The following is a 25406-nucleotide window of genomic DNA, read 5'->3' on the forward strand; positions in this document are numbered from 1 at the left end:
CGTCCTCCAGCGGCGCGCGCCATCCTCCGCGCCGCGGTAGAGTCCTTCAAGCATAGCCCGGCGATAATGTATTTCCGGCGCAATCAGCGGCTTCGGTGCGACCCTCTACGAGATCAACGCTGAGGAGCGCAGTATTGCTGGCGCTCGACCGGTGCTATGGCCTCAAACAGTGCTGCCGGCACTCACCCTGACGAAAAGCTGGCACCAGTTAGGGCTTGCCGGACCGGCGGCAGAGCAGAGCAGGGCGATGGGAGGAGGCCCATCTGCCCTCGCAAATCACAGAAGGAAATCGCCTTTGACAAACTCGATCGTCGTGTCGAGCCGAACCGAGAAATCGATCTTGCCGTCACCATTGGCGTCGCCATAGAGATAGGTGTCGCCGTTGGTATTGGCGTAGCGCAGCTCACCGGCCTTTTGGCTGAAGGTTTTCTCGCCGATGAACGTGAAGGCCTGGTTGCCGGCGACCGTCGTATTGGCATCGATGGCCGACAGGTCGATCTTGTCGCCCTGGCTGCGGTTGAAGTCGACGATGAAGTCCCGACCGGATGTGGAGAGGGTCGAATCACTGACGTTGGAAAAGATGAACTGGTCGGCGCCAAGCCCGCCGGTCAGCTTGTCGGCGCCGGCGCCGCCGGACAGCCTGTCCGCACCGGCTCCCCCATTGATGTTGTCGTTGCCGCCATTGCCCCAGACGACATTGGCGCCCGCATCGCCGCGAAGGACGTCGTTGCCCGCGCCAAGGATTACGGCCTCGATGGAGTACAGGTGCTGGATGTCGCCGAGCGAGCCTTTCGCGCTGCCTTTGGCTGCTCCGTTGAGCGTTATGGATGCGTTGCCCTTATAGTCGAAGTAGTCGAGGGTATCCCAGCCGCCATCGCCGTAGTAGGTGTCCTCGCCGGCGCTGTAGATGAACCTGTCATCGCCTTCACGCCCAAAGAACGTGTTGGCGCCGGCATCGCCGCGCGCAATGTCGTTGCTGTTGCTGAGGATCACGGCTTCGATCGAGTAGAGGCTTTTGACGTCGCCGAGCGAGCCTTTCGCGACACCCTTGCCCTCTCCGTTCAGCACCACGGTGACGCTGCCGGTGTAGTGGAAATAGGAGAGGGTATCCCACCCTTCGCCGCCATACATGGAGTCGTTTCCGCCACTGACGACCAGCTTGTCGTCGCCGCCAAGCGCCATATAGGTCTCGTTCAAGTCGGTACCGTACACGATATCGTTGAGCTGGGTCCCTGTTACGATGCGAGACATGGTCCGCCGATCCTTCTAAAGCAAGCGCCTGGCCGAAGCACTAGCGCCTCTGCGTGCGGCTGGAAAGGAATCGGCAAATCTAGTTGGCGTTAATCTTAACAAAGAGCGGGGGAGGGGAAGAGCGCCTCACCTTCGTACGGCGCGCGAAAGCGGATGGCACACCGTCCGGTTTTAGGGCGGGTTAAGGATATGCTTCGCTTTCAGCTTTGACGCCAATTGACAACGTGTAGGGCCCTGAAACGGAAAAATCCGCCGTAGCGGATTTCTCAACGTCATCAGAATATCGAATGGTGGGCGTGACAGGGATTGAACCTGTGACCCCTACGATGTCAACGTAGTGCTCTCCCGCTGAGCTACACGCCCATCCGATGAGGGGCATAGACCACAAAACATCTGGCGGCGTCAATAGGCTTTTTGAAGCTTTTTTTACGCGCCGATTTTGTGGTCTTTTCCGGGGCTTAGGCGGCCAGCATCTTGTTGACCTCGTCGACGAGATCACGCAAATGGAAGGGTTTCGAGAGGACCTTCGCGTCCTTCGGGGCCTTGGAATCCGGGTTCAGCGCGACGGCGGCGAAGCCGGTGATGAACATCACCTTGAGGTCCGGATCGAGCTCGGTGGCGCGGCGTGCCAGCTCGATGCCGTCCATCTCCGGCATGACGATATCGGTGAGGAGCAGCGAGAAGGGCTCTTCGCGAAGCCGGTCGTAGGCGCTGGCGCCATTGTCGTAGGACAGCACCTGGTAGCCCGCCTTTTCGAGCGCCTTCACCAGAAAGCGGCGCATGTCGTTGTCGTCTTCAGCGAGGAGAATCTTGGGGGTCATGGAGTTCGGGAACCATATCTAAAAGGGTGTCTGCCCACGGAGGGGCGGTTCTGTTAAGAGAGCGTATTCCGGTAAATATCCGGTGAATGGGGCATGGCAAGGCCTTATCCCTCGTTTCTCAGTATGGACACGCGCCAAGGCCGCTGGCAACATGAACGACGCAATGACTTTCAGGCATGGTAAAGGACGGCAATGGCGGAGGCTCTGAGCGAAAACAGCCACTTCGACGTGCTGGAGCCGGTTTCGCAGAGCGTGCCCCTCGTCTTCAACTCGCCACACAGCGGGCGGCGTTATCCACAGGGCTTCCTCGATCAGTCGCGCCTCGATGCGCTCGGCATCCGCCGTTCGGAGGACCATTATGTCGATGAGCTGTTTTCGGTGGCGCCCGCGCTCGGCGCGCCGATGCTGGTCGCGCATTTCCCGCGCGCCTGGCTCGACGTCAACCGCGAGCCCTATGAACTTGATCCGCGCATGTTCGATGGTGTATTGCCGTCCTATGCCAATATCAGCTCGATCCGGGTTGCCGGCGGGCTCGGTACGGTGCCGCGGGTCGTGGCGGAAAACATGGAAATCTACAGGCATCGTTTCCCGGTCGAGGAGGCCTTGGAACGTGTCGAGACCGTCTATAAGCCCTATCACGCGTGCCTTCGCCGGCTTGTCGTGCGCACCCATGTGATGTTCGGTTTCTCGGTGCTGATCGATTGCCATTCGATGCCGGGCAACATCCGGGTGTCCGGCTCGGGGTTGCGGCCGGATTTCATCATCGGCGATCGCTATGGCACCAGTGCGTCCGGAGAACTGTCACGCACCGCGATGCGGCTTCTCGAGGACATGGGCTTTTCCGTCGTGCGCAACAAGCCCTATGCGGGCGGCTTCATCACCGAGCACTATGGCCGGCCGGCCAAGGGGCTGCATGCGCTGCAGATCGAGGTGAACCGCGGCCTTTACGTGGACGAGACGACACTTGCCAAGAAGCCGGATTTTGCTGTGCTACAGACGGCGATTGCCGCGTTCCTGCAGGACTTTTCCGACCATGTGGAGGATTATGCCGCAGACCGGGCCCTGGCGGCCGAATAGGTCCGGTTTCCTCTCAAAAAAAACCGCGCTTGTGGCGCGGTTCAAGTCTAGGGAGGAAACACCCAAGGAGGGTATTTACAGCCACGAGTGACTGTAAGAAAAGTGTAATGTTGCGTTGCACAAGTGTCAAGCGCAACTGCGAAAGAAATTTGCGATCTGTTAAGCAATTTCCTTGCGTGCACCCTTCGCTATGCCCATGCGCATAGCGGTTCCGTTTTCCGGGCCGATGCAGTATGTCAATGGCATCCACAGTCCCTCCGAGAGATCCCCATGTTGCCTGATCGCGCCTTCTTCGACCGCCTTGCCGATGCTGCAAGGCAAGAAACCCTGCCGCGTTTCCGTGTTGGTGCCGATGTCGTCAACAAGGAGGCCTCCGGCTTCGATCCGGTGACGGAGGGCGACCGCGCGGCGGAAGCGGCAATCCGTGTGCTGATCGAGCGGCATTTTCCCGACCACGGCATCCTCGGCGAGGAGCACGGTTCGGTTGGTCTCGACCGCGAATATGTCTGGGTCATCGATCCGATCGACGGCACGCGCGCCTTCATTTCCGGCGTGCCGGTCTGGGGTACGCTGATTGGGCTCTATCGCAATGGTGAGGCGGTGATGGGCCTCATCGACCAGCCCTTCACGGGGGAGCGCTATTTCGCGGATGGCAAGGTCTCGCACTATGCAGGGCCGGATGGGACCAAGACGCTTTCCACGCGGCCGTGCAACAGCCTGTCGGACGCGATCATGTTCACCACCTCGCCGCATCTCTTCACCGATACGGCCAAGACCCGCTACGAGGCGGTGCAGGACAAGGTGCGGCTCTTCCGCTACGGCTGCGACTGCTACGCCTATGCGTTGCTCGCCGCCGGCCATATCGACCTCGTCGTCGAATGCGGGCTGAAGCCCTATGACGTCGGCGGCCTCATTCCGGTCATCGAGCAGGCGGGCGGCATCATCACCAATTGGGACGGGGGGCCGGCGGAAATGGGCGGCCTGATCATCGCGGCCGGCAGCCGCACGGTCTACGACGAGGCGATGGCGCTTCTGAGGGGCTGATTCGATTCAGGCGCCGAGGCCGGTTTCCTCGGCGTCGCTTCCCGGAATGAAGGCTTCGATCGCGGCGAGCGTCTGGGCGCGGAAGCGGTCGGCCTCCTGGAACAGTTCATGGCGGGCGCCGTCGATCTCGATCAGGCGGGCGGCGCGGAAGATACGCGCGAGATCGCCGATCGCCTTGCGGGGGACAAGGATGTCGGCCGTCGGGCACAGCAGCAGCGTGGGAATGCGGATGCGCGTCAGGTGGTCCTGATGCGTCACGCGGGCCATGGTCGCGATGGTCTCGTTCAGCCAGCGCGCGCTCGGCCAGCTGATGGAAAGCTCGGGATGTTCTGCGTAGATGGCGGCGTTGCGGGCAAAGCGGCGCGCATCTGACGTCACGACATTGTTGGCGAAATCGAGCGACGGATCGCCCTTGCGGAAGGTGCGATTGCCAAGGCCGGTGAGCGAGGCGAGGCGCGCAATGATCGCGATCTTGCGCTGGCTCATCGATTGCCCGGCAAGCGCGACGAAGGGCGCGGCGAGCACCATGCGTTCGATGCGGTTCTCCAGCAACGGCGCCTGCGAGAGGGCGACGAGCGCGCCGGTGGAATGCGCGACGATGAAGAAGGGCAGGCGGGCGTCCGGCAGCACGATCCTCTCGAGGAACAGCGAGAGATCGGCCTCGTAATCGGCAAAACGCGCGACATGGCCCGCCCGGCTGCCCGTGATGAGCCGGTCTGATCCCGCCTGGCCGCGCCAGTCGAAGGTCGCGACCCAGAGGCCGCGCGCGGTCAGGTCGTTGATCGTCTCGAAATATTTCTCGATGCATTCGCTGCGGCCCTGCAGCAGCACCACCGTGCCCTTGGCCTGGCGCTCCTTCGAACGGAACACCGCATAACGGATTTTCACACCGCCACGGCCTTCCAGGAAACCCGCGACGTGGTTTTCCGGAACGGGATTGTCGGCAGTGGCATGCAGGATGGAATCCATCGGGCAGTCAGGTCTCGGCGGGCGTCGATGATTGATGGATAGGCGCTCGCCCTTGAGCCGTCAAAGAAAAAAGCCGGCTGCATGCGGCACGGGGGTACAACACATGCAGTCCGGCGCAATTTGACCGGGGAGGAAGGGACGTTACACCCCAGTCGTCGAAAGTTTTCGCTTCCGATGCTGCGGTTTTAACAACGGCAAGCTGAACGCTGTCCGAAGCCATCGTTCATCCGGCGTTCATCGGTCAAAAATCTTGCGGGGAGAGGGAGCTTTGCCTTTCGCCCCCTTGAACGGCAAAAAAGGCATTCCCATCTCATCTTCACGGGCGCCGAAAGGGTCCGTCGAGGTTTCCGTTGCCACTCCAGGGGCGGAGCCGGATGAACCGGGCTGCACCTTCGGAAATCAGGGGCAGCCTTCAGAAAGATCGCAACCGTTGCTCTGAAGGAGGACACCATGCGTCACGTCGATTTCTCCCCCCTCTACCGTTCCACCGTTGGTTTCGACCGTCTCTTCACCATGCTCGACAGCCTCGGCCAGCCCGAGCAGGCCCCAAGCTATCCGCCCTACAATATCGAACGCACCGGCGAGACCACCTATCGCATCACCATGGCGGTTGCCGGTTTCGACGAAAGCGAACTGTCGATCGAAGCGCGCGAACATGCGCTGACCGTCAAGGGCGAGAAGAAGGACGATGCGGCTGAAGAAAGCCAGTTTCTCTACCGCGGCATTGCCAAGCGCGCCTTCGAGCGCCGCTTCCAGCTTGCCGATCATGTGGAAGTGCGCGCCGCTTCGCTGAAGAACGGCCTTCTCCATATCGATCTCCTGCGCGAAATCCCCGAAGCCGCCAAGCCGCGCCGTATCGAGATTGCGGCTGTCAACCGCGAAGCCAAGCAGATCGAAGCGCAGACCAACTAATCCCTGCGTTCATTGGGATGAAGAAAGGCGGTGCCGCAGGGCACCGCCTTTTTTGTTGTCAGTCTTCGGCCTGACCCGAGGATCCACCGGCGTGTTCGGAAGGTGGATGGTCGGGTCAAGCCCGACCATGACGGAGGAGAGGGTGCGGACTTCGGCGTGTCCCCAGCGCCCGCCGAGCGTTCTTGTCTCAAAGCGCCGAGAGAAAATTATCGACATCCGCTTCGGTGGTGGCGAAGCTGGTGACGAGGCGGATGAGGGTCTCGTCATCGCGCATGGTCGCTTTCAGGTCCGGGCTGGCCGGCCAGTCGTAGAAGGCGGCACCCTTGTCCTGCAAAACCTTCATCGCATCGTTGCGGATGATGGCGAACAGTTCGTTCGAACCGGTCGGCCAGGCGAGGCGGGCCTTGTCGGACGCGGCAAAGCCGGCGGAGAGGCGGGCTGCCATGTCGTTCGAATGGCGGGCGAGGGTGAGCCACAGGCCATCGCGGAAATAGGCGTCGAACTGGGCGGCGATGAAGCGGGATTTCGAGAAAAGCTGGGCCGAGCGCTTGCGCAGGAAATGCATCTGCTGTGCCTTGGCCGGATCGAATAGCACCAGGGCTTCCGCGCACCAGCAGCCGTTCTTCGTGCCGCCGAAGGACAGGATGTCGACGCCGCGTTTCCAGGTCATTTCTGCCGGCGTCGTGCCGAGATGGGCAAGCGCATTGGCGAAGCGCGCGCCATCCATGTGCAGCGGCAGTTTGGCCTTCTTCGTGACGTCGGACAGGGCGGCGATTTCCTCCAGCGTATAGGCAGTGCCGGCTTCGGTCGCCTGTGTGATGGTGACGGCCATCGGCTGTCCGCCATGCACGAAATCCGGCGGAAAGCGGCCGATCGCGGCGGCGAGCGTCTCGGGTGAGAGTTTGCCCGCCTGGCCGTCGATCGGCACGAGCTTGGCGCCGGTCGCAAAAAATTCCGGCGCGTTGCATTCATCGACGTTCACATGGGCCTCGCGGTGGCAGAAGACCTGCCCGCCCGGACGGTTGAAGCTGGCGAGTGCCAGCGAGTTGGCCGCCGTGCCGGTGCCGACGAAGAACACGGCGACGTCGCGCTCGAAAATTTCGGAAAACGTCTTTTCCACACGCTTGTCGAGATCGCTGGTACCATAAGCGGAGGCAAAGCCGCCGGCCGCGTCGACGAGACTCTTTGCGATGTCGGGATGGGCGCCTGCCCAGTTGTCGGAAGCGAAAAACATGCGGTTTCCAATGCGAAAATGGGACTTCGAGGGACCATAGTGGAGAAATGATGGCGATCAATCGCCGGAATTGGCGGAAAGCGCCATCCTCCCGAAGAATGAAAGGAACGGAAACAAAACGTCGAAGTGTCGTAATTTAATTTCAAGCCTTCGACGGTGCGGGCAATTTTTCTTCATGACATGGTGATTATTTGGCATGATGGCCTTGCAGGGCTGGGGTGTTTCTGGCATAGAACACATGAAATAGGACAGTGTTGCTGTCCTATTTCGGTCAAGAGACCGAGCAGGCGCCTCCCGCGACCGCGAGAGAGTGCCGCACACGGCGCCGGGTGATGGAGAGGTTCTCTCCTGAAAAGCCCGCCGCCTTGACGGTCCCGATGACATGTCTGGTCGGCCGTCGTCTTTTTACGGTCGGATCAGGTCCATACAAGAGACGCTCGCGTGGCCGTACTTGCGACAAGGCAAACGGCTGCCACGTGGGCGAAAACGGTTGCCCGCACGATGCCGGGCCTAGAAGGAGGGACGACGATGACGGACATGACGCCATCAAACGGGTTTAGGCAGAACCGGACGCAGATCACTGCGACGGACGCCAAAACGCGTCCCTCCACGACAGGCATACCGAAACGACAGGGCCTCTACGATCCGCGCAATGAGCACGATGCCTGCGGCGTCGGCTTCGTCGCGCACCTGAAGGGGCAGAAGTCGCACCAGATCGTCAAGGACGGGCTTTTCATGCTCGAGAACCTGACGCACCGCGGCGCCGTTGGCGCCGATCCGCTGATGGGCGATGGTGCCGGCATCCTCGTGCAGATCCCGGACCGGTTCTTCCGCGAGGAAATGGCGCTCCAGGGCATCACCCTGCCGAAGGCTGGCGAATATGCCGTCGGCCACATCTTCATGCCGCAGGACGAGAAACTCGTCGATTATTTCAAGAAGGTTATCGGTGACGTCATTGCCGAGGAGGGCCAGGTTCTTCTCGGCTTCCGCGACGTGCCGGTCGACAATGCCTCGCTCTCCAAGGCGCCGGAAATCGCCGCCACCGAGCCGCGCCATGTCCAGGTGTTCGTCGGCGCCGGCCGCGAGGCCGCGACCAATGCCGAGTTCGAGCGCCGCCTCTTCACGCTGCGCAAGGTGATCTCCAACCGCATCTATGACGAATATGAGGGCGAGGAGAGCAACTTCTACCCGGTCTCGCTGTCCTCGACGACGATCGTCTACAAGGGCATGTTCCTCGCCTACCAGGTGGGCGCCTACTACAAGGACCTCGCTGACCCGCGCTTCGAGTCGGCCGTCGCCCTCGTGCACCAGCGTTTCTCCACCAACACCTTCCCGTCGTGGAAGCTGGCCCACCCCTACCGCATGGTCGCCCACAACGGCGAAATCAACACGCTGCGCGGCAACGTCAACTGGATGGCGGCCCGCCAAGCCTCCGTTTCCTCGCCGCTCTTCGGCGACGATATCACGAAGCTCTGGCCGATCTCCTATGAGGGCCAGTCGGACACCGCCTGTTTCGACAACGCGCTCGAATTCCTCGTGCGCGGCGGCTACTCCATGGCCCATGCGGCGATGATGCTGATCCCGGAAGCCTGGGCCGGCAACCAGTTGATGAGCCCGGAGCGCAAGGCGTTCTACGAGTACCACGCCGCCCTGATGGAGCCGTGGGACGGCCCGGCCGCCGTCGCCTTCACGGATGGCCGGCAGGTCGGTGCCATGCTCGACCGCAACGGCCTACGCCCGGCGCGCTATCTCGTGACCGATGACGACCGCGTCATCCTCGCCTCCGAAGCCGGCACGCTGCCGGTCAAGGAAGAGAGCATCATCAAGAAGTGGCGCCTCCAGCCAGGCAAGATGCTGCTCATCGACATGGAAGAGGGCCGCGTCATCTCCGATGACGAGGTGAAGTCCGCGCTCGCCGCCAAGCACCCCTATAGCGACTGGCTGGGCAACACGCAGATCATCCTGGAAGAACTCGGCCCGGTCGAGCCGCGTGCGTTGCGTCGCGACGTGTCGCTGCGCGATCGCCAGCAGGCCTTCGGCTATACCCAGGAGGACACCAGGCTGCTGATGTCGCCGATGGCAACGACGGGCCAGGAAGCGATCGGCTCCATGGGTACGGACACGCCGATCTCGGCCATGTCCGACAAGACCAAGCTGCTCTACACCTATTTCAAGCAGAACTTCGCGCAGGTGACGAACCCGCCCATCGATCCGATCCGCGAGGAACTGGTCATGAGCCTCGTCTCCTTCATCGGGCCGCGTCCGAACATTCTCGACCATGGCGGTGCGGCCAAGGCCAAGCGCATGGAAGTGCGTCAGCCGATCCTTACCAATGGCGATCTGGAAAAGATCCGCTCCATCGGCCATGTCGAGGACCTGTTCGATACCAAGACGCTGGACTTCACCTATGATGTCTCGCGTGGCGCCGAAAGCATGCCGGAAATGCTGACCCGGCTGTGCGAGCGTGCCGAGCAGGCCGTCAACAACGGCTACAACATCATCGTGCTCTCCGATCGCCAGATCGGGCCGGATCGCGTGGCGATCCCGGCGCTGCTGGCGACCGCCGCCGTGCACCACCACCTGATCCGCAAGGGCCTGCGCACCTCGGTCGGCCTCGTTGTCGAAACCGGCGAACCGCGCGAAGTGCACCATTTCTGTCTTCTGGCCGGTTATGGCGCCGAAGCGATCAACCCGTATCTCGCCTTCGATACGCTCACCGACATGCACAAGCGCGGCGAATTTCCGAAGGAAGTCGACGGGGAGGAAGTGGTCTATCGTTACATCAAGGCGATCGGCAAGGGCATCCTGAAGGTCATGTCCAAGATGGGCATCTCGACCTACCAGTCCTATTGCGGCGCGCAGATCTTCGACGCCATCGGCCTGTCGTCCGAACTGGTGGACAAGTATTTCTTCGGCACGGCAACGACCATCGAGGGCATCGGCCTCGAACAGATCGCCACGGAGACCTTCAACCGCCACAAGGCTGCCTTCGGCCGCGATCCGCTGCTCGCCAACACGCTCGATATCGGCGGCGAATATGCCTACCGCATGCGCGGCGAGGATCATGCCTGGACGCCTGATGTCGTCGCCTCGCTGCAGCATGCGGTGCGCGGCAATGCGGCCGACCGCTACAAGGAATTCGCCGAACTGGTGAACGCCTCGTCGCTGCGCATGAACACGATCCGTGGCCTCTTCGCCATCAAGGGTGCTGAGGCTGCCGGCCGCAAGCCGATCTCCATCGACGAGGTCGAGCCGGCAGCGGACATCGTCAAGCGTTTCTCGACGGGCGCCATGTCCTTCGGCTCGATTTCCCGCGAAGCGCACACGACGCTTGCCGTCGCCATGAACCGGATCGGCGGCAAGTCGAACACCGGCGAGGGCGGTGAGGAGGCAGACCGCTACCTGCCGCGGCCGGACGGTTCCGCCAATCCCGAGCGTTCGGCGATCAAGCAGGTCGCATCCGGCCGCTTCGGCGTGACGACGGAATACCTGGTCAACGCGGACATGCTGCAGATCAAGGTCGCGCAGGGTGCCAAGCCCGGCGAAGGCGGCCAGTTGCCCGGCCACAAGGTGGATGCGACGGTCGCCAAGACCCGTCACTCCACCCCGGGCGTCGGCCTCATCTCGCCGCCGCCGCACCATGACATCTACTCGATCGAGGATCTGGCGCAGCTCATCTACGACCTGAAGAACGTCAACCCGGAAGCCGATATTTCGGTCAAGCTCGTCTCGGAAGTCGGCGTCGGCACGGTTGCCGCCGGCGTTGCCAAGGCGCGCGCCGACCATATCACGATCGCCGGATTCGATGGCGGCACGGGCGCCTCGCCGCTCACCTCGCTGAAGCATGCCGGTTCCCCCTGGGAAATCGGCCTTGCCGAAACGCACCAGACGCTCGTGCTCAACAAACTGCGTTCGCGCATCGCGCTGCAGGTGGACGGTGGCTTGAAGACCGGTCGCGATGTTGTCGTCGGTGCGCTTCTGGGCGCGGACGAATTCGGCTTCGCCACCGCGCCGCTGATTGCTGCCGGCTGCATCATGATGCGCAAGTGCCACCTCAACACCTGCCCGGTGGGGGTCGCGACGCAGGACCCGGTTCTGCGCAAGCGCTTCAAGGGCACGCCGGAACATGTCATCAACTACTTCTTCTTTGTTGCCGAAGAGGTCCGCGAAATCCTGGCCTCGCTCGGCGTTCGCTCGCTGAACGAGATCATCGGCGCCTCGGAACTGCTCGAGAAGGAGACGATGATTTCGCACTGGAAGGCCAACGGGCTCGACTTCAGCCGCATCTTCCACAAGGTCGATGCGCCGAAGGAGGCGACCTACTGGACCGAGCGGCAGAACCACCCGATCCACGACATTCTCGATCGCAAGCTGATTGAGGAGGCAAAGCCTGCGCTGGAAAACAAGACGCCGGTCGCCTTCGAGGTCGACATCAAGAACGTCGACCGCTCGGCCGGTGCCATGCTCTCCGGGGCCGTTGCCAAGCGCTTCGGCTTCAAGGGCCTGAAGGACGACACGATCTCGGTGAAGCTGCACGGCACGGCCGGCCAGTCCTTTGCCGCGTTTCTCGCGCGCGGCATCACCTTCGATCTGGTGGGTGCCGGCAACGACTATGTCGGCAAGGGCCTTTCCGGTGGCCGTATCGTCGTGCGTCCGCCGGAAGGCAACCGCGCGGTGCCGCATGAATCGATCATCGTCGGCAACACGGTGCTCTACGGCGCGATCTCGGGCGAGTGCTACTTCAACGGTGTGGCCGGTGAACGCTTCGCCGTGCGCAATTCCGGTGCCGTCGCCGTCGTCGAGGGCGTGGGCGACCATGGCTGCGAATACATGACGGGCGGCGTCGTCGTCGTCATCGGCCAGACCGGACGCAACTTCGCGGCCGGCATGTCGGGCGGTGTCGCCTATGTGCTGGACGAGGCCGGTGATTTTGCCCGCCGCTGCAACATGGCGATGGTCGAACTCGAGCCGGTGCCGGAAGAGGACGACATGCTGGAGAAGCTGCACCACCACGGTGGCGACCTCATGCACAAGGGCATGGTCGACGTGTCCGACGACATGACGCGCCATGATGAGGAACGGCTTTATCAGCTGATCTCGAACCACCTGCACTATACGGGCTCGCCGCGGGCCAAGGAGATCCTCGACCAATGGGCCGAGTATCGTCCGAAATTCCGCAAGGTGATGCCGGTCGAGTACCGACGCGCGCTCGAAGAGATGGAGCGCATGAGGATGGGGGTCGCTGCCGAATAAGGCAGCGGTTTTCGACCTTCACCGACTGATTGCGCGCCGTAAAGACAGCGAAATCAGGATCGAATTCATCTTAACCGGCGCGACAGCGGAGCTGCGCACCGGTCCGGCGCCTTGAAAGCGCCGCCTTGAGTGAGGATTATTGACGTGGGCAAGGTTACTGGTTTCATGGAAATCGACCGACAGGTGGCAAAGTATCAGCCAGCCTCAGACCGCATCCGCCATTTCCGCGAATTCACCATCCCGATGTCGGACCCTGAGGTGCAGAAGCAGGCCGCGCGCTGCATGGACTGCGGCATTCCCTATTGCCACGGCCCGACCGGGTGTCCGGTGCACAACCAGATCCCGGACTGGAACGACCTCGTCTATAACGGCAACTGGGAAGAGGCGATCCGCAACCTGCATTCGACCAACAACTTCCCGGAATTCACTGGCCGCGTCTGCCCCGCACCCTGCGAGGAGGCCTGCACGCTGAACCTCGAGGACGCACCGGTCTCCATCAAGACCGTCGAACAGGCGATCGCCGACAAGGCCTATGAGATGGGCTATATCGTGCCGCAGCCGGCGACGGTGAAGACCGGCAAGAAGGTTGCCGTCATCGGTTCCGGCCCCGCCGGCATGGCGGCCGCCCAGCAGCTTGCCCGCGCCGGCCACGAGGTCCATCTCTATGAGCGTGAATCCAAGGCCGGCGGCCTGCTGCGCTATGGCATTCCGGACTTCAAGATGGAAAAGAACTTCATCGATCGCCGCGTCGACCAGATGCGCGGCGAAGGCGTGACGTTCCACTACGGCGTCAATGTCGGCGTCGACAAGCCGATGGCGGAAATGCTCGCCGAGCACGACGCGGTCCTCTATTGCGGCGGCTCCGAGACACCGCGCGATGCCGGCATTCCGGGCGTCGAATTCGCTGGCGTGCATGATGCCATGCCCTATCTCGTGCAGCAGAACCGCCGCGTCGGCCGTGAAAACATCGACAGCGTCGGCTGGCCGTCCGATCCGATCCTGGCCGGTGGCAAGCATATCGTCGTCGTTGGCGGTGGTGACACGGCGTCCGACTGCGTCGGCACGGCGTTCCGCCAGGGTGCCGTCAAGGTCACCCAGCTCGACATCCGCCCGCAGCCGCCGGAAAAGGAAGACAAGCTCGCCGTCTGGCCGTTCTGGGCGACGAAGATGCGCACCTCCTCCTCGCAGGCCGAAGGCGCGGTGCGCGAGTTCCAGGTCGGCACGCTCGAATTCGTCGGCGACGAGGATGGCGTCTTGACCGGCGTGAAGTGCTGCCAGGTGGACGACCGCCGCAAGCCGATCGCCGGCACGGAGTTCATCATCAAGGCCGATCTCGCCTTCATCGCCATCGGCTTCCGCGGCCCCTTCACCAACAGCGTGCTGAAGGACCTCGGCGACCAGCTCGCGATCAACACCGACAAGCGTGGCTCGTCCAACGTCATTGCCAACGAGCGCGACTACAAGACCTCGGTCGACAAACTGTGGACGGCCGGCGACGTGCGCCGCGGCCAGTCGCTGGTCGTCTGGGCGATCCGCGAAGGCCGCCAGGCGGCGCGCGCCATCGACGAAGCGCTGATGGGTGCGACCACGCTGCCGCGCTGAGATTTACAAAGAGGCACGCCGGTTCTCTGGCGTGCCCGTCGCATACCACGTCCTCATACCTCTCTTCCGTCATGGTCGGGCTCGACCCGACCATCCATCCACGCGCAGGACGCGGCTGCGGGTCCTCGGGTCAAGCCCGAGGATGACGAAGGAGAGGGAGGAGGGCCTGGCCCGGATGCATGCTTTCTCGGCGAGGCTGCCGTTGCCTACGGTGTCGCGGTCTTGTCCAGGCGGAAATCATCGACGCGGCCGAGCGGCGCATCGGCGATCTCGCCCTTCTCGACCAGCTTTTCGCGCAGGCTCTTGCCATTGCCCTTGGTCGTCGCGCCGCCCAGCAGGGCGGTGCCGCCGTCGAGTGCCGGGTCGGCAAGGCTGATTGGCTGCGTCTTGGTAATCTCCGCATCCTCGACCGGAGGCGTGGCGACAACGAGATCCTTGAGGTCGCCCTGCAGGCCCGGACCGTCTGCGGCAGCATCCCCCAGCAGGCGCCGGATTTCCTTCTCGACGTAGAAGGCGAGCTTGCGTTTGCCGGCCTTGGTGAAATTGATGCCGTCCGAACCGCGCAGGCGCACCTGCTGGCCGTTGATATCGGAGCCGGAAATCACGAACTTGCCGTTCTCGTCGACGAAACCGTCCCAGATGTCGACGAATTCGCCACCGGTCTTCTCGACGCTTGCACGGTAGATCGTGTTGAGCGTCGTCATGTCGGCGGTGAGCGCCGAGGACTGGAAGGCCGGCATGCCGACCCAGAGCATCGGCTTGCCGGCATCGCGCGCCAAGGTCGCAAGCCGCGCGACACGCGCCTCGTATTCCTTCGTCCACGCCTCGGAGCGGAATTTTTCCTTCTCCCCGGCAACGGGCATCTGCTGGCGGTCGTTGGCGCCCATGCTGATGACGACGAGAGCGGGTTTCGTTTCGGCGATCAGGCCGGGCAGCGACGCGGGCCAGTCGTAATAGTCATCGCGCACGATGCCGGAGGAGCCGTTCGTGCGGCGCTCGACGACGATGCCGGGTGTTGTCTCGAAGGCGGTTGCCAAGCCTTCGCCGAGGCTGCCGGCGATGAAGTCGCCGACCACGAGTATGACTTTTGCTTCCGGCAGTTTTTCGATCACCACCGGCGCCGGCTTGGCGATGACGGCGGCCGGCTTTTTCTTCTTGCGGTTGACGGTGCGCGGCTTGCGGACCTCCGGTTCGCGGATGACCTCCTTGCGCTTCGGCGTGCCGAAGAGAAGCTGGAGGATCGTCTTGCGCTCGGTACGCTCCTGCGCGCCGGCCGGCATGGCGGTCACGACGACGCTCGTCGAGACGGCAAGGGCAAAGCCCAGGCGTAGAATCCGCACTATCGTGTTCATGCTCATGAATTCCGGCCTCCACCGTGATCCTGAAGGACGTCGGTGGCGGCATGATGGCAAAAGCGGGAGGGGAACGGAAGCGCCGGGCAGCAAAAAGGGGCGCCGGAGCGCCCCTGTTCTCATTTCCGTCCGATATTAACGGCGCAACGCCTTGAGGAGTTGCTGACTTGGCTCGCCATCCGCCGCCAGGCCCATGCGGTTCTGGAAGGCCTGGATCGCCGCCTTGGAGCCGGAGCCGAAGTTGCCGTCGACCTCGCCCTCATAGTAGCCAAGCTCCTTGAGGCGCGTCTGAAGCTCGAATTTTTCGGTAATGTCGAGCGTGCCATCCGGGCGCGGCCAGCGTTGCTTGACACCGCTGTAGCCGGCGAGCTGGTCGGCCAGCATGCCGACGCCCATGGCGTAGGAGTCCGACGCATTGTAGCGCTTGATGACGAAGAAGTTCTTGGTCATCAGGAAGCCCGGCCCACCATTGGCCGGCAGCTTGAGTTCCGCGCGGTCGGCGCCGTTCTTGAAGCCGCTGCCATTGGGGCGCGTGAAGCCGAGCTTGGCCCATTGGGCGAGCGTTTTCGTCTGGCCGGAATATTTGCTGCCGCCCTTCGGTACGACGATTTCGTATCCCCAGGTCTTGCCCGCCTGCCAGCCGTTCTTGGCGAGCAGGTTTGCGGCGGTCGCCAGCGCATCCGGCACCGAGTTCCAGATGTCGCGGTGGCCGTTGCCGTCGGCATCGACGGCATAGATCAGGTAGCTCGTCGGGATGAACTGGGTGTGGCCCATCGCGCCGGCCCAGGACCCGGTCATGTCGGCGGCGTCGATATCGCCGCGCTGGATGATTTTGAGGGCAGCGATCAGCTGTGTGCGGGCAAATTTCGCACGCTTCTTGTCGGCATAGGCAAGCGTTGCTAGCGCGCGCGGCACGTAATGCAGCCGCTCGCTCTTCTCCAGCACCGCGCCGTAATTCGATTCCATCGACCAGATGGCGAGCAGGATGTTGCGGTCGACGCCGAAATGGCGCTCAAGCGCTGCCAATGTGCGGCCGTGTTTCGCCGCCATCTCCTGGCCGATGCGCACCGTGTAGGGGTTGACGCGCGAGTCGAGATAGTCCCAGATCTTGTGCTTGAATTCAGGCTGGTAGGCCGCCTTCTCCAGCACGTCCGGATCGGGTGTCTTGACGCCGGAAAACGCCTTCTGGTAGGTCGACTTGGTGATGCCGGCCTCGGCTGCAGTCGCGTAGAAATCGGCGACCCACTTCTGGAAGCGGGCGTCCGCGCGGGCGACGCCGGCCTGGGCGAAAAGCCCGGCCGAAAGCAGGAGGGTGAGGGCAGATCGGCGCAGAACGGTCTTCAGATTCTGGGTCATCGGCTATCATGTCCGTTTCTTAAATTTCGGTACGATGGCTTGAAACCACCGGCTGAACGCAAAACTTATAAAAACGAAGTCAACAAATTCTTTACCATCAAACTTTTGTCTCGTCTTCCTTTGCAAAAAAATAGCAATTGGCTTCTATTCCGGCACAGATGCGCCCTGACCATGACGGTAACGGGCTCAAAGAGGTGAATAATGTCTCAGACACGTAAGGTTCGCAAAGCAGTGTTTCCAGTGGCCGGTCTCGGCACGCGCTTCCTTCCGGCAACGAAAGCCGTGCCGAAGGAGATGCTGACCGTCGTGGACAAGCCGGTGATCCAGTACGTGGTCGACGAGGCGCTGGACGCCGGCATCGAGCACCTGATCTTCGTGACCGGCCGTTCCAAGGCGGTCATCGAGGACTATTTCGACATTCAGGTCGAGCTTGAACAGACGCTGCGCCAGCGCAACAAGACGGCAGAACTGACGCTGCTCGAAAGCATCCTGCCGGTCGCAGGTTCCACGAGCTTCACCCGCCAGCAGGAGCCGCTCGGCCTCGGCCATGCCGTGTGGTGCGCCCGCGAACTGGTCGGCAACGAGCCCTTCGCCCTGCTTCTGCCCGACATGATCATGAAGGCCGAGAAGGGCTGCATGAAGGGCATGGTCGAGCTGTTCGAGCACAGCGGTGCGAATGTCATCGCCGTCGAGGAATGCGCGCCCGATCAGGCCCACAAATACGGCATCGTCGGCGTTGGCGAGAAGGTCGGCGATGGTTTTGCCATCACCAAGATGGTCGAGAAGCCCGTGCCGGGCACCGCGCCCTCCAACTTCTTCATCAACGGCCGCTACATCCTGCAGCCGGAAATCTTCCCGATCCTCGCCAATCAGGAGCGCGGCGCCGGCAACGAGATCCAGCTCACCGACGCCATGGTGAAGCTTGCGGGCGACCAGAAATTCGCCGCCTACCATTTCCGCGGCGAGACCTATGACTGTGGTGCGAAGGATGGGTTCATCCTCGCCAACATCGCCTTCGCCCTTGCCCGCGCGGACATCCGCCCCTCGGTGGAAGGGCCGCTCAAGGACCTGGTCGCCAAGCTGAAGTAAAGGTCAGCGGCGCAGAACGAGACCGATACCGGCACGCGTGATGCCGGTATCGTCGGCGCCGGACTGCTTGGTCAGTTCGTAGGAGACGTCGCCGGTCATCGCCAGCCAGCGATTGAGGTTCCAGGTCAGGCCCGTGCCGATCTGGTAGACATATTGGTCTTCGCCCGCTGACGACGAGAAATCACGCCACGTATAGATGCCGCTGAGGCGCGCGACCAAGTTGTCGCGCAATTCGTGCGTCAGTTCGGCATTGGTTTCGTAGGTCACATAACCGCTCTCATTGGCCGTGGTCGACGGTTCGATTTCCGAGCGTAGGCCGAGGCGCAGGTCCGTGCCGCGCCGCGGTGACCAGAAGACCGAGCCATCGATCGTCACGGCCTCGATTGCCGCCAGACGGCTGTCTTCGAACGTCGCGCGTGTGAAGCCGATGCCGAGATCGCCGCGCAGCTTTTCTCCGAGATCGATTTCCATGCCCGCACGACCGCCGAGTGTGGAGGAGGAGCGGGCATAGCCTTGCTGATCGCGCTTGTCGTCATAGATCGATTTGCCGACCGAGGCTTCGAGATAGGGGATCAGGGCCGGCGACAGCTCATAGCCGATGCGGGCGGTCAAGGTTCCTTCCGTGTAGTTACGGTCCGACATGACGAGCTTGGTGCCGTTTGCAAGGGTGGCGGAGCTGAACACTTCACGCTGCAGATCAGCGCCGATCGTGCCGCGGATCAACCCGAAATCCCGTGTTACCCGCGCGCCGGCGGTAAATCCGTGCACGCCGGACTGGGCGCTGGCGCCGTCGATCGCGTTGGGATCGCTGTTGCTCTCGCGTTCGAAACTGTAGCCGGCCGTCAGGTTCGCCGTCGTATCACCGCTGAGGTCGAGCCTGAGGTCACTGTTGATGCGTAATTCCGGCTCAGTTTCACCCACGCCGCTGATGTTGCGCTGGTAGACGCCCTCGGCGTCAATGGTCCACTGGTGGCGCGACCAGTCGGATGTCAGCGATCCCCGGAACCCTGTGGTTGAAAAGGTCCGGCTGGTGGAAGACGAGCCGACCTTCGTCTTCTCGTAGCCAATGCCCTGGGAAACGGATGGCCGCAGCACGAAGCTGCCGAGCCGGATGCCGGTCGGCTCATAGGGGTCGCCGAAGGCGCTGCGCGCGCCGTCGACGCTGCTTTCCGGTGCGTTCAGTCGTTCCGTCTCACTGCCGACACGACCGACCGCGCCGTCGTCGGCCGCCGTGGCGAGGGCGTCCTGCTGTTCGTCGGTCAGGGCCGGAACGCTGTTCGTGGTGGTGGCTGTATCCGGCGTTGCATCGCCGCCATCGGCGGGCGGCAGGGCAAGCGGGTCGGTCAAGGCGATGGGATCAGCGGGCATTTGCTCCTGTGCAAAGGCAGGAACGGACGCGAGCACGGTGCCGGCGAGCAAAAGCCCGGCCAGCTGCCGCGACAGGCGGAGCTGTGCTGCTCCGCGATCCATTCCATTTGCCACTGCCATGATGGGCCTGCGAATCCTCGAGAATTTCCTAAGCGAACGTAAACCGTCGTGGTTAACGCTTGGTTGCTATTGGTGATTCACTCGCGGTAACGCTCTGCCTTCATTCGTGCATGGACAGTTCTCTGCAAAAGCGTTAACGAGGCGCATGATCAAAAGACAGGCAAAAATCGACAGCGACGGCGCCATCGCCTCCGCTCTACGGACCGTTGAAACCGAAAAGGCCGGCCTCGTTGCCCTTTCGGCAGCCCTTGAAGGCGGCCTTTACGACGCGTTCTGCGAGGCGGTGCGGCTGATCGGCGACATCAGCGGACGCGTCGTCATCACCGGTATCGGCAAGTCCGGCCATATCGGCGCGAAGATCGCGGCGACCTTCGCCTCGACCGGCACGCCGTCCTTCTTCGTGCATCCCGTCGAAGCCAATCACGGCGACCTCGGCATGATCGCGCGCGACGACGTCATCCTCGCCATCTCCTGGAGCGGCGAGACCGCCGAACTTCAGGGCATCGTTTCCTATTCCCGCCGCTTCTCGATTCCGCTGATCGCCATGACCTCGGGCGAGCGTTCGGCGCTGGCGCGCGAGGCCGATACGCTGCTGCTGCTGCCGAAGGCGCAGGAAGCCTGCCCGCATGGACTGGCGCCCACCACATCGACGCTGATGCAGCTCGCGCTCGGCGATGCGATCGCCGTCGCCCTTCTCGAGGCGCGCGGTTTCACCGCCACGGATTTCAAGACTTTCCACCCTGGTGGCAAGCTGGGGGCGAGCCTGTCCCATGTCGGTGACATCATGCACAGCGGTGAAAACATGCCGCTCGTGGCGCTCGGCACCTCGATGCCGGATGCCGTCATGTTGCTCGCGCAGAAGCGTTATGGCTGCGTCGGGGTCATCAATGACGACGGCATCCTCGTTGGTATCGTGACCGACGGTGACATCGCGCGTAACCTTTCGCGCAACCTTGCCGAACTCGACGTCGACGATATCATGACGCGCAGCCCGAAGACGGTGAAGCCGGCGACGCTGGCGACGGCCGCCCTCGGCTTGCTCAATCAGCACAATATTTCCGCGCTGATCGTCACCGACGAGACCTTCCGCCCCGTCGGCATCGTGCACTTCCACGACTTGCTGCGGATCGGCGTCGCCTGAGCCTCTTCAGATCGCCTCGACCGTGAGATTGGCACCGTTGCTGGTAGTGACGCGCACGCGCGCGCCGACCGGCAGGTCCGGCCCCTGAACGTTCCACATCGTGTCATCAAGCCGAATACGGCCCCGGCCTTCCATGATCGGCTGCTCCAGCGTCGCGGTGCGGCCAACAAGGCTCTGGCCGCGCTGGTTGAGATGCGGCTGGTCGGAGTTTTGACCCCGCGCATGGACGATCCGGCGACCAACGATCGCCGCAATCAACGACAGGACGGCGAAGACCAGCCATTGCGCGTGCCAGGTCCAGAACGCCGTCTCCCACAAGAGCAGCGACAGTGCGCCCGTTATGATCGCCGCGATGCCGATCCAGACGAGGAAGACGCCGGGCATCAGCACTTCGAGGATCAACAGGACGATGCCGAGCACCCACCAGGCCCAGGGGCCGAGTTCGGTGACGATGCGCTGGATCATGGGTCAGCTTCCCTGTGACGTCGGGTCAAACGGGTTGCGGAAGGCGGGCGTCGAGGCCGTGGTGGTCGTTGCCGGCGTGGACTGGCGCGCGCGGGCCGGGGTGCCGGCAGGAGCGGAACCGTCGCCGAAGACCTCCTTGGCGATTGCACCGATGCCGCCGAGCGAGCCGACCAGCGAGGACGCTTCCATTGGCATCAGCACGATCTTGGAATTCGGCGCCTTGCCGATCGCGGCCATGGCTTCCGTGTATTTCTGCGCGACGAAGTAGTTGATCGCCTGCACGTTGCCGGCGGCGATTGCCTCCGACACCATCTTTGTCGCCTTGGCTTCGGCCTCGGCAAGGCGCTCGCGGGCTTCGGCGTCGCGGAAGGCGGCCTCGCGCTGGCCCTCGGCCTCGAGGATGGCGGATTGTTTTGCACCTTCGGCCCGCAGGATCTGCGCATTGCGCGCGCCTTCGGCTTCCAGCACCTGGGCGCGCTTCTCGCGCTCAGCCTTCATCTGCCGGCCCATCGAATCAACGAGATCCTTTGGCGGTGCGATGTCCTTGATCTCGACGCGGGTGATCTTGATGCCCCAGGGATTGGCAGCCTCGTCGACGACACGCAGCAGCTTGTCGTTGATCACGTCGCGGTTGGAGAGCAGTTCGTCGAGATCCATCGAACCCATGACCGAGCGGATGTTCGTCATGGTGAGGTTGAGGATGGCGTTTTCGAGATTGGCGACTTGATAGGCGGCCTGAGCGGGGTTCAGCACCTGATAGAAGGCGACGCCGTCGGCTGCAACGCTCGCATTGTCGCGCGTGATGACCTCCTGCGTCGGGATATCGAGCACCTGTTCCATCACGTTCATCTTCGCGCCGATGCGGTCGATGAAGGGGATAATCAGGTTGAGGCCGGGTTCCAGCGTGCGCGTATAACGGCCGAAGCGCTCCACCGTGTACTGGTAGCCCTGCGGGATCGTCTTGATCCCGGCAAACAGGATCAGGATGACCAGCAACACGAGGGCGATGACGACGATATCCAATCCGGCCAAGTTCATGGCGTTCTCCCCAAAGGCACATCGCACTTGAAGCGGCGACGAGCGTCAATCCAAAAGTCAGAGCGCACAAGCGCTTTCAATGCGGCGCGGCGCCACTTTAAGGAATACGCGCCGCGACGCCAGTCTATTTGGACGGGAACAAGATTTATCGTCGCTCAGATCCAGCCGCCAAGTTCGCGGCGCACGACTTTCTCCAGCACGGCCATGCCTTCCGGGGAGTCATTCAGACAGGGAATGTGCGTGAATTTCTCACCGCCATTATGGTGGAAGCTTTCGGCGGCCTGTTCGGCGATCTCTTCCAGCGTTTCCAGGCAGTCGGAGACGAAGCCGGGATTCAGCACGGCGATGCGCTTGATGCCATCCTGCGCGAGTTTTTCCACGGTCTTGTCCGTGTAGGGCTGCAGCCATTCTTCCGGTCCGAAGCGCGACTGGAAGGTGATCATCAGCTTCTCTTCGGACCAGCCGAGCCGTTCGCGCAAGAGACGCGCGGTCTTCTGGCACTGGCAATAATAAGGGTCGCCCTTGTCGAAATAGCTTTGCGGAATGCCGTGGAAGGAGGTGAGCACCCGTTCGGGCTCCCAGTCGAGTGTCGCGAGGTGCTTTTCGATCGAGACAGCCAGCGCGTCGATATAGGCCGGATCGTCGTGATAGGGCGGTACGGTGCGCAGTGCCGGCTGCCAGCGCAGCTTGAGCAGTGTCTCGAAGGCCTTGTCGTTGACCGTCGCGGTGGTCGCCGCCGCATATTGCGGATAGAGCGGGAAGACGAGGATGCGGTCGCAACCCTGCTTCTGGAGAAAATCCATGCGGGAGGCGATGGAAGGCTGGCCGTAGCGCATGGCCCAGTCGACGACGACCTCGGAATGTTCGGCAAGGGCCTTCGCCATCAACTCGGCCTGGCTGCGCGTATAGGTGCGCAGAAAGCTCTCGTTCTTTTCCTTGTTCCAGATCGTCTCATAGGCCTTGCCGACCTTGCCGGGGCGGGTGTTGAGCACGATGCCGAACAGGATCGGATACCACGCGAGGCGCGACCATTCGATCACACGCCGGTCCATCAGGAACTCCTTCAGGTAGCGGCGCATGGAAGTGTAGTCCGTGCCATCCGGCGTACCGAGGTTGACGAGCAGCACGCCCACCTTGCCGCTTTTGACGGGCGGGTGATTGGCGGGCTTTGCGGCGAGGTCCTGCATGGGGCGATCCTGTGCGTACGGGGCGGCGGCGGTCGATTGGTTCAGAATCGTTCTAAAAAGAAATGCCGGTCCGGGAAAGCCCGAACCGGCAGAAAAAGTGGAGACAAATTGTCCTTATTTGGCCGGGATCGACAGCTCCGTGCCGATATGCAGCGCGCGCGGCCGCGGATTGTTGTTGACCTCGGCAATCTTGCGCCACAGCGTGCCGTCGCCATAGGCGGCCTTGGCGAGATCCCACAGCGTGTCGCCGCGTGCGATGACATGCTTGCCACCGGCGGTGGTCGCCATCGCTGGATCGGATGCGGTGGTCGTGGCCTCCGAACCGGTCGTCGTGGTGGTTGCTGCCGAGCCGGAAGCTGCTTCACCTGTTGTCGCCGCACCTTCGGCGGACTTTGCCGCCGTATCCGTGGAGGTCACGGTTTCGCTCGTGGCGGGCTTGGTCTCGGTTGCGGTCTCGGCCGTTGCCGGCGTTTCCACGACGGTGGCGCCAGCAACCTCGGTGATGCGGCCATCGGTGTAGGGCTTGTAGGGCCGGTTTTTCGCGAGATAGTCGGCGACGACGAGTTCGAGGTTCGGGCCGAAATCGTAGGCGTTCATGCCGGCCTTCGCGAAGACGGAATAGCCGTCGCCGCCCGCGCGCATGTAGTTGTTCGAGACCACGTTATAGGTCTTGGCCGGGTCGAGCGGCACGAAGGCGTCACCCTCCTTGACCTCGACGGAGACGACGCGGCTGCCTGCCGGCTTCGACTTGTCGAAGGAATATTTCATGCCGGAGACCTGCGGGAAGCGACCGGCGCCTTCCTCGATCTGGCCGAGGCCGTTTTCGAGGGCGGCGACGAGATCCGAGCCCTTCAGCTGGAAGGTCGCGACGGTATTCTGGAACGGCAGCACCGAGAGCACTTCGCCCATTGAGACCGGGCCGCCGTCGATCGAGGCGCGCAGGCCCCCGCCATTGGTGATGGCGATCGTCATGCCCTGGCCCTTGGTGCGGTCAAGGATGGCATCCGTCACGAGGTTGCCCATCGCGCATTCGGCCGCACGGCAGACTTCGCGCGAGCCGTCGATCGGTGCCGCACTCTCGGCGACGATCTTGTTCTTCAATTCCTCGATCGGACCGCCAAGTTCCTTGATGCGGGCGAGCACGGCCTCGTCCGGCTTGATGGAGCTGTCGATCAGGATCGGTTCGCCGGAGCTTGCCTTGACGACGCCGGCATCGTCGAAGACAACCTTCAGGTTGCCGAGATATTTCGAATAGGCGCCAGCCTGCACGACCGGCACCTTGTAGCCGCCGGGATTGTCGACCAGCGTCGGGTAGGGGCCTTCCGCCTTGTCCGAGGTGTTCGACAGGAAGGTGTTGGTGTGTCCGCCGACCACGACGTCGACATCCGGGATTTTGGCGATCGCCGCCAGATCGCGCGGATAGCCGACATGGGTGAGCGCGATGATCTTGTTGACGTCCTGTTTCTTCAACTCGCCGATGGCGGCGGTGATGTCAGCGACATCGTCGCCGATCAGCACGTTCGGGCCGGGCGAGGAGAGTTCCGCCGTGTCGTTGGCCACAGCACCGACGATGCCGATCTTCTGACCGCCCTGGTCGAGCACGATGAACGGCTTGACGCGATCGCCGATCTTCGAGCTTGCGCTGGCGGCGACATTGGCTGTCACGACCGGGAACTGCACCTTGTCGAGGAAGGCGGCGAGCCCGTCCTCGCTGTCGTCGAATTCATGGTTGCCGACGGTCATGGCGTCGAACTTCATCAGGTTCAGGAATTCCGCTTCCACCGCACCCTTGTAGGTGGTGTAGAACAGCGAGCCCTGGAAATTGTCGCCGGCATTCAGCAGCAGCACGTTCTTGCCTGTCATGGCCTGGCGCTGGGCATCGATCGCAGCCTTGAGGCGCGCGACGCCGCCGAAGCACTCACCCTTGCCTTCTTCTTCGGCCGAGCAGGTGGAATCATACTTGTTGATCGCTTCGATACGCGAGTGCAGGTCGTTGATATGCAGGATGTTCAGCTCGTAATCCGCAAGTGCGGTGCCGCTGGAGAGTGCGATAAGGGAGGCGGCCAGAAGGCCGGATCGGAAAATCGTCATGGTCCTGTTCTCCTTGTTTGCCCGCTGCCGGCGGCG

Annotated in this window: 18 protein-coding genes and 1 tRNA gene; 7 read left to right on the top strand and 12 right to left on the bottom strand. The window is 62.6% G+C overall.

Annotated features, from left to right (window positions below; genetic code table 11):
* Positions 1 to 276: 276 nt before the first annotated feature.
* The 3 genes from GR138_RS19785 to cpdR1 all read right to left on the bottom strand — a co-directional run bounded on the left by GR138_RS19785 (position 277) and on the right by cpdR1 (position 2072).
* A complete protein-coding gene (locus GR138_RS19785) occupies positions 277 to 1251 on the bottom strand; it encodes a M10 family metallopeptidase C-terminal domain-containing protein (RefSeq protein WP_160860980.1) in 975 nt (324 codons plus the stop codon).
* A 288-nt stretch (positions 1252 to 1539) separates the two neighbouring features.
* Positions 1540 to 1614, bottom strand: a tRNA-Val gene (locus tag GR138_RS19790).
* A 95-nt stretch (positions 1615 to 1709) separates the two neighbouring features.
* Positions 1710 to 2072 (bottom strand): response regulator CpdR1, encoded by a 363-nt coding sequence (gene cpdR1, locus GR138_RS19795; RefSeq protein ID WP_069061148.1) that lies wholly within the window; start codon positions 2070 to 2072, stop codon positions 1710 to 1712.
* A gap of 192 nt (positions 2073 to 2264) precedes the next feature.
* Here cpdR1 and GR138_RS19800 point away from each other — a divergent pair, with 192 nt between their 5' ends.
* The gene (locus tag GR138_RS19800) at positions 2265 to 3149 is read left to right on the top strand and encodes an N-formylglutamate amidohydrolase (protein WP_160860981.1); all 885 of its coding nucleotides are present in this window, start codon (positions 2265 to 2267) and stop codon (positions 3147 to 3149) included.
* 270 nt (positions 3150 to 3419) lie between these two features.
* On the top strand, positions 3420 to 4193 hold the full coding sequence (hisN, locus tag GR138_RS19805) for a histidinol-phosphatase (RefSeq protein WP_160860982.1): 774 nt from the start codon (positions 3420 to 3422) through the stop codon (positions 4191 to 4193).
* A gap of 6 nt (positions 4194 to 4199) precedes the next feature.
* On the opposite strand, the gene GR138_RS19810 is transcribed toward hisN, so the two are convergent.
* On the bottom strand, positions 4200 to 5162 hold the full coding sequence (locus GR138_RS19810; protein ID WP_160860983.1) for an alpha/beta fold hydrolase: 963 nt from the start codon (positions 5160 to 5162) through the stop codon (positions 4200 to 4202).
* Between the two features lie 450 nt (positions 5163 to 5612).
* Here GR138_RS19810 and GR138_RS19815 point away from each other — a divergent pair, with 450 nt between their 5' ends.
* Positions 5613 to 6074, top strand: a complete 462-nt coding sequence (locus GR138_RS19815; protein WP_160860984.1) for an Hsp20 family protein — start codon at positions 5613 to 5615, stop codon at positions 6072 to 6074.
* Between the two features lie 187 nt (positions 6075 to 6261).
* Here the strand turns inward: GR138_RS19815 and GR138_RS19820 are convergent, their stop codons facing one another.
* On the bottom strand, positions 6262 to 7308 hold the full coding sequence (locus GR138_RS19820) for a threonine aldolase family protein (protein WP_160860985.1): 1047 nt from the start codon (positions 7306 to 7308) through the stop codon (positions 6262 to 6264).
* Between the two features lie 528 nt (positions 7309 to 7836).
* On the opposite strand from GR138_RS19820, the gene gltB reads away from it, so the two are divergent.
* Complete coding sequence (gltB, locus tag GR138_RS19825) at positions 7837 to 12561, top strand: glutamate synthase large subunit (protein WP_160860986.1); 4725 nt, start codon at positions 7837 to 7839, stop codon at positions 12559 to 12561.
* A 144-nt stretch (positions 12562 to 12705) separates the two neighbouring features.
* Positions 12706 to 14163 (top strand): glutamate synthase small subunit, encoded by a 1458-nt coding sequence (locus GR138_RS19830; RefSeq protein ID WP_160860987.1) that lies wholly within the window; start codon positions 12706 to 12708, stop codon positions 14161 to 14163.
* Between the two features lie 206 nt (positions 14164 to 14369).
* Here the strand turns inward: GR138_RS19830 and GR138_RS19835 are convergent, their stop codons facing one another.
* Positions 14370 to 15521: an SGNH/GDSL hydrolase family protein gene (locus GR138_RS19835; protein WP_160860988.1), complete on the bottom strand. Its 1152-nt coding sequence runs from the start codon at positions 15519 to 15521 to the stop codon at positions 14370 to 14372.
* Between the two features lie 129 nt (positions 15522 to 15650).
* Entirely contained in the window at positions 15651 to 16871 is a 1221-nt protein-coding gene (locus tag GR138_RS19840; RefSeq protein ID WP_160860989.1) for a lytic murein transglycosylase, read from the bottom strand.
* 201 nt (positions 16872 to 17072) lie between these two features.
* Between GR138_RS19840 and galU the strand changes: the two genes are divergently transcribed.
* Positions 17073 to 17960, top strand: a complete 888-nt coding sequence (galU, locus tag GR138_RS19845; RefSeq protein WP_160860990.1) for a UTP--glucose-1-phosphate uridylyltransferase GalU — start codon at positions 17073 to 17075, stop codon at positions 17958 to 17960.
* A 3-nt stretch (positions 17961 to 17963) separates the two neighbouring features.
* Here galU and GR138_RS19850 read toward each other — a convergent pair whose 3' ends face one another.
* Positions 17964 to 19448 carry an outer membrane beta-barrel protein gene (locus tag GR138_RS19850; RefSeq protein WP_160860991.1) on the bottom strand — a complete coding sequence of 495 codons (1485 nt, stop codon included), beginning with the start codon at positions 19446 to 19448 and terminating at the stop codon, positions 17964 to 17966.
* 145 nt (positions 19449 to 19593) lie between these two features.
* Here GR138_RS19850 and GR138_RS19855 point away from each other — a divergent pair, with 145 nt between their 5' ends.
* Positions 19594 to 20589 carry a KpsF/GutQ family sugar-phosphate isomerase gene (locus tag GR138_RS19855; protein ID WP_160860992.1) on the top strand — a complete coding sequence of 332 codons (996 nt, stop codon included), beginning with the start codon at positions 19594 to 19596 and terminating at the stop codon, positions 20587 to 20589.
* A 6-nt stretch (positions 20590 to 20595) separates the two neighbouring features.
* Here the strand turns inward: GR138_RS19855 and GR138_RS19860 are convergent, their stop codons facing one another.
* The 4 genes from GR138_RS19860 to GR138_RS19875 form a co-directional block, all read right to left on the bottom strand.
* Entirely contained in the window at positions 20596 to 21054 is a 459-nt protein-coding gene (locus tag GR138_RS19860) for an NfeD family protein (RefSeq protein ID WP_160860993.1), read from the bottom strand.
* Positions 21055 to 21057: 3 nt separating this feature from the next.
* A complete protein-coding gene (locus tag GR138_RS19865; protein WP_202402746.1) occupies positions 21058 to 22086 on the bottom strand; it encodes an SPFH domain-containing protein in 1029 nt (342 codons plus the stop codon).
* Positions 22087 to 22247: 161 nt separating this feature from the next.
* Positions 22248 to 23279, bottom strand: a complete 1032-nt coding sequence (hemH, locus tag GR138_RS19870) for a ferrochelatase (protein WP_160860995.1) — start codon at positions 23277 to 23279, stop codon at positions 22248 to 22250.
* A 114-nt stretch (positions 23280 to 23393) separates the two neighbouring features.
* On the bottom strand, positions 23394 to 25370 hold the full coding sequence (locus tag GR138_RS19875) for a 5'-nucleotidase C-terminal domain-containing protein (protein WP_160860996.1): 1977 nt from the start codon (positions 25368 to 25370) through the stop codon (positions 23394 to 23396).
* Between the last annotated feature and the right edge of the window lie 36 nt (positions 25371 to 25406).

Origin of the sequence: Shinella kummerowiae, from assembly GCF_009827055.1 — a bacterium.
Lineage (GTDB): Bacteria > Pseudomonadota > Alphaproteobacteria > Rhizobiales > Rhizobiaceae > Shinella > Shinella kummerowiae.

Coding starts and splice junctions, on each gene's coding strand:
- hisN (WP_160860982.1), top strand. CDS start 3,420: ATGTTGCCTGATCGCGCCTTCTTCGACCGCCTTGCCGATGCTGCAAGG.
- galU (WP_160860990.1), top strand. CDS start 17,073: ATGTCTCAGACACGTAAGGTTCGCAAAGCAGTGTTTCCAGTGGCCGGT.
- GR138_RS19850 (WP_160860991.1), bottom strand. CDS start 19,448: ATGGCAGTGGCAAATGGAATGGATCGCGGAGCAGCACAGCTCCGCCTG.
- cpdR1 (WP_069061148.1), bottom strand. CDS start 2,072: ATGACCCCCAAGATTCTCCTCGCTGAAGACGACAACGACATGCGCCGC.
- GR138_RS19785 (WP_160860980.1), bottom strand. CDS start 1,251: ATGTCTCGCATCGTAACAGGGACCCAGCTCAACGATATCGTGTACGGT.
- GR138_RS19875 (WP_160860996.1), bottom strand. CDS start 25,370: ATGACGATTTTCCGATCCGGCCTTCTGGCCGCCTCCCTTATCGCACTC.
- GR138_RS19855 (WP_160860992.1), top strand. CDS start 19,594: ATGATCAAAAGACAGGCAAAAATCGACAGCGACGGCGCCATCGCCTCC.
- gltB (WP_160860986.1), top strand. CDS start 7,837: ATGACGGACATGACGCCATCAAACGGGTTTAGGCAGAACCGGACGCAG.
- GR138_RS19860 (WP_160860993.1), bottom strand. CDS start 21,054: ATGATCCAGCGCATCGTCACCGAACTCGGCCCCTGGGCCTGGTGGGTG.
- GR138_RS19810 (WP_160860983.1), bottom strand. CDS start 5,162: ATGGATTCCATCCTGCATGCCACTGCCGACAATCCCGTTCCGGAAAAC.
- GR138_RS19800 (WP_160860981.1), top strand. CDS start 2,265: ATGGCGGAGGCTCTGAGCGAAAACAGCCACTTCGACGTGCTGGAGCCG.
- GR138_RS19840 (WP_160860989.1), bottom strand. CDS start 16,871: ATGACCCAGAATCTGAAGACCGTTCTGCGCCGATCTGCCCTCACCCTC.
- GR138_RS19835 (WP_160860988.1), bottom strand. CDS start 15,521: ATGAGCATGAACACGATAGTGCGGATTCTACGCCTGGGCTTTGCCCTT.
- GR138_RS19815 (WP_160860984.1), top strand. CDS start 5,613: ATGCGTCACGTCGATTTCTCCCCCCTCTACCGTTCCACCGTTGGTTTC.
- GR138_RS19820 (WP_160860985.1), bottom strand. CDS start 7,308: ATGTTTTTCGCTTCCGACAACTGGGCAGGCGCCCATCCCGACATCGCA.
- hemH (WP_160860995.1), bottom strand. CDS start 23,279: ATGCAGGACCTCGCCGCAAAGCCCGCCAATCACCCGCCCGTCAAAAGC.